This is a genomic window from Sulfurimonas sp. HSL3-1 (genome assembly GCF_039645995.1).
Classification (GTDB): Bacteria; Campylobacterota; Campylobacteria; order Campylobacterales; family Sulfurimonadaceae; genus Thiomicrolovo; species Thiomicrolovo diazotrophicus.
This window is the reverse complement of the sequence record NZ_CP147920.1, coordinates 1,311,545-1,322,843: the sequence shown is the minus strand read 5'-3', so window position 1 is coordinate 1,322,843 and position 11,299 is coordinate 1,311,545. Positions and strand designations below refer to the sequence as shown.

General features: G+C 60.6%; 9 protein-coding genes. 7 read left to right on the top strand and 2 right to left on the bottom strand.

Annotated features, from left to right (window positions below; all coding sequences use genetic code 11):
- Window positions 1-27 precede the first annotated feature (27 nt).
- The 7 genes from WCY31_RS06765 (at window position 28) to WCY31_RS06735 (ending at window position 9,319) form a co-directional block, all read left to right on the top strand.
- Complete coding sequence (locus tag WCY31_RS06765; RefSeq protein ID WP_345971779.1) at window positions 28-1,053, top strand: UTP--glucose-1-phosphate uridylyltransferase; 1,026 nt, start codon at window positions 28-30, stop codon at window positions 1,051-1,053.
- Window positions 1,046-2,479: a glycogen/starch synthase gene (locus WCY31_RS06760; protein ID WP_345971778.1), complete on the top strand. Its 1,434-nt coding sequence runs from the start codon at window positions 1,046-1,048 to the stop codon at window positions 2,477-2,479. Before WCY31_RS06765 ends, WCY31_RS06760 begins: the two co-directional genes overlap by 8 nt.
- A 49-nt stretch (window positions 2,480-2,528) precedes the next feature.
- The gene (gene glgA / locus WCY31_RS06755) at window positions 2,529-4,016 is read left to right on the top strand and encodes a glycogen synthase GlgA (protein ID WP_345971776.1); all 1,488 of its coding nucleotides are present in this window, start codon (window positions 2,529-2,531) and stop codon (window positions 4,014-4,016) included.
- Window positions 4,017-4,027: 11 nt separating this feature from the next.
- Window positions 4,028-5,950 (top strand): 1,4-alpha-glucan branching protein GlgB, encoded by a 1,923-nt coding sequence (glgB, locus tag WCY31_RS06750; protein ID WP_345971773.1) that lies wholly within the window; start codon window positions 4,028-4,030, stop codon window positions 5,948-5,950.
- Between the two features lie 74 nt (window positions 5,951-6,024).
- Window positions 6,025-7,290: a glucose-6-phosphate isomerase gene (locus WCY31_RS06745; RefSeq protein WP_345971771.1), complete on the top strand. Its 1,266-nt coding sequence runs from the start codon at window positions 6,025-6,027 to the stop codon at window positions 7,288-7,290.
- Window positions 7,291-7,295: 5 nt separating this feature from the next.
- Window positions 7,296-8,933: an alpha-glucan family phosphorylase gene (gene glgP / locus WCY31_RS06740; RefSeq protein WP_345971769.1), complete on the top strand. Its 1,638-nt coding sequence runs from the start codon at window positions 7,296-7,298 to the stop codon at window positions 8,931-8,933.
- Window positions 8,934-8,938: 5 nt separating this feature from the next.
- On the top strand, window positions 8,939-9,319 hold the full coding sequence (locus WCY31_RS06735) for a YbgC/FadM family acyl-CoA thioesterase (protein WP_345971767.1): 381 nt from the start codon (window positions 8,939-8,941) through the stop codon (window positions 9,317-9,319).
- On the opposite strand, the gene WCY31_RS06730 is transcribed toward WCY31_RS06735, so the two are convergent.
- Both WCY31_RS06730 and WCY31_RS06725 read right to left on the bottom strand, forming a co-directional pair.
- Window positions 9,305-10,582 (bottom strand): hypothetical protein, encoded by a 1,278-nt coding sequence (locus WCY31_RS06730; RefSeq protein ID WP_345971765.1) that lies wholly within the window; start codon window positions 10,580-10,582, stop codon window positions 9,305-9,307. The genes WCY31_RS06735 and WCY31_RS06730 overlap by 15 nt on opposite strands.
- On the bottom strand, window positions 10,579-11,241 hold the full coding sequence (locus tag WCY31_RS06725) for a uracil-DNA glycosylase (protein WP_231018100.1): 663 nt from the start codon (window positions 11,239-11,241) through the stop codon (window positions 10,579-10,581). The genes WCY31_RS06730 and WCY31_RS06725 overlap by 4 nt, the downstream gene beginning before the upstream one ends.
- Window positions 11,242-11,299: the final 58 nt, after the last annotated feature.

Genomic DNA, 11,299 nt, shown 5'->3' with positions numbered 1-11,299 from the left:
TACACGATCTGATGCAAAGGGGCGGCAATGTCTGAGATCCGGTACGACAAGCTGCACGACGTGCACGTCCTCATCGCCCCCGAACGGCTCCACCGTCCTGACTGCATCCCCAAACGTGTCAAGGCGTTCCACCATGTGGCCAAATGTCCCTTCTGCGAGGGGAACGAATCGCTGACGCCGCCGGAGATCTTCGCCCTCAGAGACGAAGGGAGTTTTGCAAACGAGCCGGGGTGGAAGACCCGCGTCGTCCCCAACCTCTACAAGGCCGTGCAGATCGAGACGCCCCACCGGCACCATTACGGGCTTTTTGAATACCACGACGGGTTCGGGGCCCACGAAGTGATCATCGACACACCTGAGCACCGCACCTCCATGACGCAGTGGAGCGAACAGGAGGTCGTGGACTGGCTCCTGACCCTGGGCGCGCGGGTGGCGGACCTGCGGCGGGACATCCGTATCGGCTATATCTCCCTGTTTAAAAACGAGGGGAGCGACGCGGGGGCGACCCAGCCCCATTCGCACACCCAGCTCATCGGCCTGCCGATCCTCCCGGAGGCGCAGCGCGCCTATTATGAACGCAACGCACACTATTTTCGCGAGCACGGCACGCCGCTCGTTGCGGCGATCATCAGCCACGAGCGCCAGGCGGGAGAACGCATCATCGCCGAGCAGGGGGGCTATACGGCATATTGCCCCTTTGCAAGCGCCTACCCGTTCGAGGTGATCATTGCCTCGGAAAAACGGCGCGGCCAGATCGACACCCTCGGCCCGAAGGATTTCGAGCCCCTGGCACCGCTGCTGCTGGACGTCCTCGCGAAGCTGGAACGGCAGCTGGGGTGCCTGGCTTTCAACGTCGAGATCGCCACGCCCCCGTTCCATGTCCCCGAGGGCATGGCGCCCTATGCGACGACGGACGATATGTTCCGCTTTACCCTCCGGATCCAGCCGCGGCTCTACAGGCACGGCGGGTTTGAGCTCTCGACGCAGGTCATGATCAACCCCGTCGCCCCCGAAACGGCGGCAAGACTGCTGAGGGGTGAACCTGATGCGTAAGCAGAGTGTACTCTTCGCCGCCAGCGAGGTGTACCCGTTCGCAAAGACCGGCGGTCTGGCGGACGTCGGCTACAGCCTCCCCAAGGCTCTCTCGGACGCCTTCGACGTGACCGTGGTGATGCCGCTCTACCACACGGTGGACCGGCAGCGCTTCGGCATCGAAGGGCCGACGGACTTCTTTGACGTGATGCTGGGCATAGAACGCCGTACCGTTTCCGTCTATGAGAGCCGCTTCGAAGGGCGCGCCTACCTCTTTGTCTATGAACCGCAGCTCTGCGACCGCGATTACCTCTACGGCCCGCCGGGCGAGGGGTACGACGACAATGCGCAGCGTTTCGGTCTTTTCAGTTATGCGGTAAGCGAGCTCGCCCGGCGCCTGCAGAGCGATATCGTCCATCTCAACGACTGGCAGACGGCCCTGACGGCGCTGATCATCGCCGAGGACGATACCCTGAAGGCCTCTACCGTCTATACGATCCACAACCTCGCGTATCAGGGGGAGTTCCCGAAAAGTGCGCTCTCTGCGCTGGGAGTGGACAAGCGCCACTTTACCCTCGAAGGGATCGAATTCTACGACCGGATCAACCTGATGAAGGCGGGCATAGGGTATGCCGATGCCGTCACGACCGTCAGCCCTACCTATGCGGAGGAGATCCTCACCCACCGGTTCGGCTGCGGGCTGGAGGGGTACCTGCAGCACCACCGGGCTAAAGTGACCGGCATCGCGAACGGGATCGATACGGAGCATTTCGCACCGCAGTCGGACAGTAGCCTTTTTCGCCTCTATAAAACGCCGCGGGGCAAGCACGCCAACAAAAAGCACTATCTGGCGGAGGCGGGCCTCTGCGATGCCGAGCTCCCGCTCTTTATCTTCATCGGGCGCTTTACCTGGCAGAAGGGGATAGACCTGCTCCTCGAGGCACTGCCGCAGATGGCGGCGCTGCCGTGCAATATCGCCGTTCTGGGGGAGGGGGAGCCGCAGTATGCCCCGCGTTTCGAGAAGGCGGCGGAGGCGCACCCCAACATCCACCTCTTTTTCGGCTACGACGAGGCGCTGGCCCACCGCATGTACGCGGCGGCGGATTTCCTGCTGATGCCCTCCCTGTTCGAACCCTGCGGGCTGAACCAGCTCATCGCGGCGCACTACGGTGCCGTGCCGGTCGTGCACCGTGTCGGCGGGCTTGCCGATACGGTGGCCCCGGTCGCGTATGCCCCCGAAGCGCAGAGCCCCTGCGGGATCGCCTTTGACGCCGCAACTCCCGAGGCGCTCCTGGGCGCCTTTGAGGCGGCCCTCGGGCTCTTCAATGACGCGAAAGCGTGGAGCAGGGTCGCAACCCACAATATGAAGGCGGATGTCTCCTGGGGTCAAAGTGCCTCGGCGTACGCCGCGCTGTACCGGAAAATCAGCGGGAGCGCGTTAAAATGAGCCCCTTTATCGCGTCCGGGAAATTCCGTATTCCAACACGAGGCAATATATGACATCATTCAATATTCTTCTGGCGGCCTCCGAAGCCGTTCCTTTTGCCAAGAGCGGCGGTCTCGCCGACGTAGCGGGCGCGCTTCCGAAGGCGTTGCGCGCGTTGGGACACGATGTCCGCGTCGTAATGCCGCGTTACTACATTGTTGATACCGAGAAGTACGGGCTGAAAAAGCTCAACGGTTCCCTCGGCGTGCCGATGGGAAGCATGGGCGAAGCGTGGGCGGCCGTGTACGAAGGGGTGCTGCCCGGCAGCGACGTCCCCGTCTACTTTATCGATCACGAAGGCTTTTTCGGCCGCAAGGGGCTCTACGACGAGGGCGGCCAGGCCTACGGCGACAACGACAATCGTTTCATCTTTTTCTCCAAGGCGGTGTTCCAGCTCGCAAAGATGCTGCGGTTCAAACCCGACGTCATCCACGCGAACGACTGGCACACGGCGTCGATCCCGCTGCTGCTCAACACGACCTACGCCTTCGATCCCGACTTCGAGAACACCGGGACGCTGCTGACGATCCACAACCTCCAGCACCAGGGCAAGTTCTACAAGGGCGCGATGGATGTGCTCGGCGTCGGCTGGGAACACTACAACGCCGACGAACTCGAAGAGTTCGGCGGGGTGAACCTGCTCAAAGCGGGCATCGTGCACGCCGATGCCGTCAACGCCGTCAGCCGCAAGTACGCCAACGAGATCCGCACGGCGGAGTTCGGCTGGGGGCTGGAGGGGCTTATAGACGCCAACGCCCATAAGCTTTACGGCATCCTCAACGGCGTCGATTACGACGAGTGGAGCCCGGCGGTCGATCCGCTGATCCCGCAGACCTTCGACGTCGACAACCTTGCCGGAAAAGCGATTTGCAAACAGGAGCTGCAGCGCGAATTCGGTCTCCCCGAACGCGAGGACGTGCCGCTGATCGGCCTGGTCGGACGGCTCGCGGAGCAGAAGGGTATCGGCCTGCTGGCCGGGGCGATCTGGAACCTGATGGAGCTGGACATCCAGATCGTGCTGCTGGGCACGGGCGAGACCTGGGCGGAATTCTTCTTCAGCGACGTGGCCGCCAAGTACCCGGATAAATTCGGCTGTTACATCGGCTACCGCAACGACCTGGCCCACCGCATCGAGGCGGGCAGCGACCTTTTCCTGATGCCCTCCCTGTTCGAGCCCTGCGGGCTGAACCAGATCTACAGCCTCCGCTACGGCACCCTGCCCATCGTCCGCGCAACGGGCGGACTGGACGATACGATCCGGAATTACGGGAACGACCATCAAAGCGGTACCGGCTTCAAGTTCGATTTTGCGACGCCGGATGCGCTAAGCAATACCGTCAAATGGGCAACGGAGATCTGGTACGGGGACCCGGATGCCATCGACCAGATGCGTCTCAATGCGATGCAGCAGCGTTTCGACTGGGAAGTCGCGGCCGAAGCCTACGGCGACCTCTACTGTCGCATTATCGGCGGACGGCGCAGCAGCCGCCATCAATAAACGGAGCCAACATGACGATCCACTACGATATCTCCCGCTTTACCGACATGGACATCTACCTCTTCAAAGAGGGGACCCATACCAAGCTTTATGAGAAGATGGGGGCGCACTTTATGGAGCGCGACGGCGCGCGCGGCGTCTATTTCGCCGTCTGGGCGCCCAACGCGGAGCGCGTCAGCGTCCGGGGAGACTTCAACGATTACGACACCCATCGCCACCCGCTCCGGCTGCGCGAAGACGGCTCGGGGATCTGGGAAGGGTTCATCCAGGGGGTCGAAGCGGGGCTGACCTACAAGTACCATATCGTCTCGAAATTCCATAACATCGTGCACGACAAGGCGGACCCCTTCGCCTTTTACGCGGAGGTGCCCTCCAACTCCGCGTCGCGCATCTGGGAGCTGGACGGCTACGGCTGGAACGACGGGGGATGGATGCAAACGCGCGCGCTGCACAACCGCCACGACGCTCCCGTCAGCGTCTACGAGATGCACTTGGGCTCTTGGCGACGGAAGGTCGAGGAGAGCGACCGCTATCTGACCTACCGCGAGCTGGCGGACGAGCTGGTGGCCTATCTCAAGGAGATGAACTATACCCACGTCGAGTTCATGCCGCTGACCGAATACCCCTACTACGGCTCCTGGGGCTACCAGGTGACGGGCTACTACAGCGCGACGGCGCGCTACGGGGAACCGCAGGACCTGATGCACCTGATCGACGCCCTGCACCAAAACGGCATCGGCGTCATCATGGACTGGGTGCCCTCGCACTTCGCCGTCGATATGCACGGGCTGATCAACTTCGACGGCACCGCTTTGTACGAACATGCCGATCCGCGGCAGGGATACCACCCGGAGTGGGGGAGCATCATCTTCAACTACGGCCGCAACGAAGTGAGGGCTTTCCTCATCAGTTCGGCACTCTTCTGGCTGGAGAAGTACCACATCGACGGGATCCGCGTCGACGCCGTCGCCTCGATGCTCTACCTCAACTACGCCCGCGAAGAGGGCGAATGGGTCCCGAACGAGCACGGCGGCAACGAGAATCTCGAAGCGGTCGCCTTCCTGCGCCAGCTCAACGCGGCGGCCTACGGAGCACACCCGGATATCATGATGATCGCCGAGGAGTCGACGGCCTGGCCGATGGTGACGCGCCCGATCGAGGTCGGCGGGCTCGGGTTCGGCTTCAAATGGAACATGGGGTGGATGCACGACACGCTTGCGTACATGCACCGCGACCCGGTCTACCGCCAGCACCACCACGACCAGCTCACCTTCAGCATGTGGTACGCTTTCGACGAAAACTTCATGCTGCCGCTGAGCCACGACGAAGTGGTCCACATGAAAGGGTCGCTCATCAACAAGATGCCCGGCGATACGAACCAGAAGTTCGCCAACCTTCGCGCGCTTTACGGCTACATGATGGCCCACCCGGGCAAGAAACTGCTCTTTATGGGCGGGGAATTCGCCCAGTACGCCGAGTGGGCGTATAAGCACAGCCTCGAGTGGCACCTGCTGGAGTTCCCGCTGCACCAGGGACTGCAGAAGATGATGGCGGAGCTCAACCGTCTCTACCGCAGCGAACCGGCGCTCTACCTGCACGACGTAGAGCGTAAGGGGTTCGAGTGGATCGACGACGCCGACTACAGCCATAACTGCATCAGCTTCATGCGCAAAAGCGAGAACCCAGACGAGACCGTCTACGTCGTCTGCAACTTCGCCGACGAGACGCGCGAGGGGTACCGGCTCGCACTCCCCGAGGGCGGAGAATACGTGGAGATCTTCAACTCCCAGGCCAAGGCTTACGAGGGGTGGGAGATCGGCAATGAGGGTGTGCTCTATGCCGAAGAGACGCCGCTATGCGGCCGTCCCTTCTCGCTCGCGATGACGCTGCCCCCGATGGGCGTCGTCTACTTTAAAAAGCTGATTGCACAATAGTCGCGCAGTCAGGTGGTGATTTTTCGGCCAGAATGGGGCTATACTAATATGAATAAGAATGAGGGGAATGAATAATGTTACGTTTTGATCGCGATTTTACGTTTGAGGGTTCAGAGGCACAGCACCGGGTCATGGAGGAGGCGTTTGCCGTCGTCACTGAAGAACACAAGGGACGGATCGGCTATTATGACCTTCCGGAAGGCTCCCGGACGCTGGTGGAAGCGGCCAAAGCGCTGGAGACACAGAACAGCCTGCTGGCATCGGGGGCGATCACGGACATCGCCGTCATCGGCATCGGCGGCTCCTCACTGGGGATCAAGGCGGTGGATTCGCTGCTGGCGTCCCGGGGCGACAAAACCCGCGAACTGCACTTTTTCGAGAACTCCGACCCCATCGACATCACCCGCACGATGGCGAAGCTGACGAAGGAGAAGACCCTCTTCGTTGTCATCTCCAAGTCCGGCGGTACGATCGAAACGACCTCCATCTTCAAGACGCTGATCGCGCATTTCGGCCTGGAACTGGACGGTGCGGACCGGGAGCGTGTCTTTGTCATCACCGACGCAGGTTCAAGCCTCTCAAAGTTCGGCGACGCGTACGGCCTTGGGCAGTTCAACATCCCCGACAATGTCGGCGGGCGCTTCTCCGTGCTCAGCGCCGTGGGCATCATTCCGCTGACGCTGGCGGGTTACGATACGGCGGCGCTGCTGGCGGGGGCGGGAAGCTTCCTCACCTCCTTCTTCGAGGGCAAAGAGCAGCACCTGCTGGAGAAAGCGTGTTTCATCTACGAACATGACAGAGAACACTCCGTCAACGTCCTCTTCTCCTACGCCAACGACCTGGAGAACTTTACCAAGTGGTACGTGCAGCTCTGGGGCGAATCGCTGGGCAAGGTGGATGCGATGGGATCGCACGTCGGCATGACGCCGGTGGGGCTGATCGGTTCGGTGGACCAGCACTCCTTTTTGCAGCTGCTGATCGAAGGACCGAAGGACAAGACGGTCACCTTTATCAGCATCGAGGATTTCGGCGCGCCGCTCGTCATCCCCGAGATCTCGCTCAAGCACATCGAAAAGACCGATTTCATCAACGGCAAGAGCTTCAGTACCCTCATCAACGCCCAGTGCGCGGCTACCCGCGAAAGCCTCGTGCGCAGCGGCGTGCCGACGGACGGCATCGTCATCGAACAGATCGATGCCGCGAGCGTCGGCACCATGATCATCTACTACGAACTGCTGACGTCCCTCGTCGGAGCGATGCTGCTGGTCAATACCTATGACCAGCCGGGCGTCGAGCTCGGCAAGGTGATCCTTTACGAAACATTTACAGACAAAGGCTGATCGCAATGATCCTGCATGATTACGATTTCGATCCCAAGTACGCCAAACCTGTTGCCTACTTCTCCATGGAGTTCGCCATTCACCAGGCCCTGAAGGTCTATTCGGGCGGCCTCGGGTTCCTGGCGGGTTCGCACATGCGCAGTGCCTACGACCTGCGACAGAACATGGTCGGTGTGGGTATTATGTGGAGCTACGGCTATTACGACCAGGGACGGCACGAGGACCGCAGCCTCAAGATCAACTTTATCCGCAAGCACTATTACTTCCTCAAAGATCTCGGCATCTGCGCGACGGTGAAGATCCACGGGGAGGAGGTCTATATCAAGGCCTACTACCTGCCGCCGGACATCTTCTCCTCGGCTCCGGTGATCCTGCTCTCGACGGACATCCCCGAAAACGACTTCCTCGCGCGCACCATCACCCATAAGCTCTACGATGCCAACGAGGAGACCCGCATCTCCCAGGAGATCGTCCTGGGCATCGGAGGCGTCAAGGTGCTGGAGTCGCTCAAGCACCATGTGGATGTCTACCACCTCAATGAGGGGCACGCGCTGCCACTGGCTTACGAACTCTACAAACGCTACGGTTCGCTTGAAGAGCTGAAGCAGCACGTCGCCTTCACGACCCATACTCCCGAGGCCGCCGGCAACGAGGAACACAACATCCACCTGCTGCACCGTTTCGGCTTCTTTAACGGCCTGGAGATGGACGAAGTGCGCAACATCACGGGCGAGTACGGCGAAAACTTCAACCTGACCGTCGGCGCCCTGCGGGCGTCAAAGATGACCAATGCCGTCTCCAAGTTCCATGAAGAGGTGGCAAACCGCATGTGGGCGAACTGCAAAGGGCGCTCGGAGATCATCTCCATCACGAATGCCCAGAACCGCCGTTTCTGGACGGACAAGGGGATGCAGTCCGCCCTGGACAGCCACGAGGATTACGAACTGCTCGCCCGCAAAAAGCACCTCAAGCGGCAGCTTTTCAATATCGTGGCCGACCAGACCGGAAAAATGTTCGACCCGGATATCCTGACCATCGTCTGGGGGCGCCGTTTCGCCGAGTACAAGCGTCCCGGACTGCTCAAGCTCGATTTCGAACGTTTCAAGGCGCTCATCGAGCGGACGGAACAGCCCATCCAGGTGATCTGGGCCGGGAAACCGTACCCCTTCGATACCAGCGCGGTCAACCTCTTCAACGAGCTGATCCATATCAGCCACCAGTTCAAGCGCATGGCCGTACTGACGGGATACGAGCTGGAACTCTCCGCGGTGCTTAAAAAAGGGAGCGACATCTGGCTCAATACGCCGCGGGTCTCCCGGGAAGCCAGCGGGACGAGCGGGATGAGCGCGAGCATGAACGGCACACTGCACCTCTCCACCGATGACGGGTGGCACCCCGAGTTCGCCATCAACGGGATGAATGCCTTTACCATCCCGCCGATCGACCACAGCACCCCGACGGAGGTGCAGGACCGCGAGGACAACAAAAACCTGATGGATATGCTTGAACAGCAGATTATCCCGCTCTACTACGACCATCCCGAACAGTGGACGCACATGATGAAGCGGGCGATGTCCGATGTCATTCCGAAGTTCGATTCGGGCCGGATGGCCCATGAGTACTACGAACTGATGTACAAGTGACCCCGATGACGATACGCGTCTATTACGAAGATACGGACGTGGGCGGGGTCGTCTACTACGCGAACTACCTGAAGTTCTGCGAACGCGCCCGCAGCGAACTTTTCTTCTCCAAAGGGGAGTCACCGCTGTTTGAAGGGGGGCACTTTGTCGTGCGGCACATCGAAGCGGATTACCTCGGTTCGGCGGTGCTGGGGGATCTGCTGGAGGTCTCTGCGGAAGTGGTGTCTATAAGGGGTACGGGACTGCAGATGCATCAGACCGTGCGGCGCGGAAACGAGGTGCTCTTTACCCTCGATGTCCGGCTGGTCTACCTCATGACCGACGGACGGGTCGGGCGGCTCGATGCCGCCAAGCGGGAGAAGCTCAAAACCCTACTCGAAGAGTGACCCCTCGTCTTCCTCCTCCTCATCCAGCAACGCAAACTTTGATATCCCGGCGCGGTAGAGCGTCACGGGGTAGGCCACCTGATGATCTTCGATCGGAATCGTATATTCGCGCGGCGTACCGGCGGCAAGGGAGTAGAAGTAGTCTACCCCAAGCGTCGTGGCGTAGTTGATCCAGTCGTATTCGATGTCGTTCTGCAGCAGCTTGTTGCTTTCGACAAGGACCCCGTTCTGCTTGCTGATGGAGTTGGCGACGAGCATGTGCTCGCGGTCCAGGGGCTGGGTGATGTCGAAGAGCATGGAGTTGTAGCCGATCTGGGTTGCAAGCACCTGCGTGGCATTGGCATCGTAAAGGGTCAGTTGCGACATGATCATCGCGCTTTTGATGAGCGGGGTGTTGAGCAGGAAGGTGCCGTGCTGGAGCCGTTCATTCTTGTCGAGAATGTGTTTCAGGTTCGTGGTGCGCTTGTCGATGGGATAGGCGTAAACGGCGCGGCCTGCCGCATCGTAACTGCGGGGGTCGTTGTCCGAGAAGCGTTCCATGTAGGCGGACTCCGCCGCGTTTTTCAGCTCTTCGCCCAGGGCGGATTGGTCGTAGAAGATCACCAGCGGCGGTGTGGCATTCTCCACAAGTTTCCCGATCTGTGCCCGGTAGTCGATCCCGCCGAAGTAGAAGTGTCCGTCGCTCTCCTCGAGCTCGGTGGCGTTGATATCGGCGATATTGACGGTGGGAAGATAGACGTTGCAGCGCGGGCGAAGCTGCACGAGGGTCTCGGCGCCCTTTTTGGTGAAGGGGGCGATAACATAGTGGAAATGGTCCTGGCTGACGGCGCTGAGCCCGGCGCGGATATCATCAGGGCTTTCGGTCCCGATATTGAAAGTCTTGAGCTCGAAGTCGCGGTTTTTGCCCAGCAGGTAGGCCAGCACGCTGTTCGTCGTGGATGCGGCGTAGCGTCCGATGACGCGTTCGGGCAGCAGCAGCGCGAAACGTACCCCGGTGCCGATGACGGCCCCGTCGATGTTGAACAGCGCAACGTAGATAAGGCGCTGTTCGTTCAGCTCCTCGTCCTCGATCGGTTCGGGCATCTGCGCGAGCAGGGAGAAGAACTGCTCGTGTTCGACGAGATCCTCGAGGCAGTCGGTGTCGCATTCGTAGGGGTCGAGGTTGAGCACGTAGGTCTTGGGCAGGGGAAGGCCGGAGACGATGCCGCTGCGGGCAAAGAGCAGCACGGGGAGGAGTAACAGGGTAAACAGAAGGGTTTTCACAGGGCAGCCTTGATGTTTTGAAGGTCAAAGAACGTCACCTTTTTGAGCGACGGGTTACGGAGCAGGTACTGCGGGTGGTACAGCGGCACGAGGAGGGTGCCTTTGTCATAGTCGATCTTGTGCCCGCGCACCTGTTCGAAAGGGGTGCTGTCGTCGGTGACGATGCGGTAGGCGTCGGGGCCGAGGGTGACGATGACCTTCGGTCGGAGCAGTTCGATCTCTTTGCGCCAGTAGGGCTTGCAGCTGCTGCACTCCGACGGTGTCGGCTTCTGGGTTCCGGCCCCTTTGCATTTGACGGCATGGGTTAGGTAGACCGACGCCGTAGGGCGTCCGAGGACGTTGGTGATCATGCTCTCGAGCGAGGCCCCGGACCGGCCGGCGAAGTAGTCCCCGCTCTCGTCCTGGGCCATGGAGACGTAGGCGTCGATGATCATGAGGTCCGCGCCGCCGCTGCCCGTACCGACCATGCTCTGGCGGCGTATCTTGGCCAGGTCGCAGAGGTGGCAGTTCGCGACGATGCGCTGCAGGGAGGCAAGATCGTCGGGGAGTTCCCCTTCAACGTTGCGCGGGTTGACGATGACCGGGTCGCAGTAGTCGAAACCCAGGGCTTTGAGCCGGTAAAGGTTCTGCAGTAGCGCAGCGTTCTGGTACGATTTCATGAATCAGAGTATAGTGAATGCGGTGTTAAAAGGGGATTATAAAAAAACCGCCGCAAAG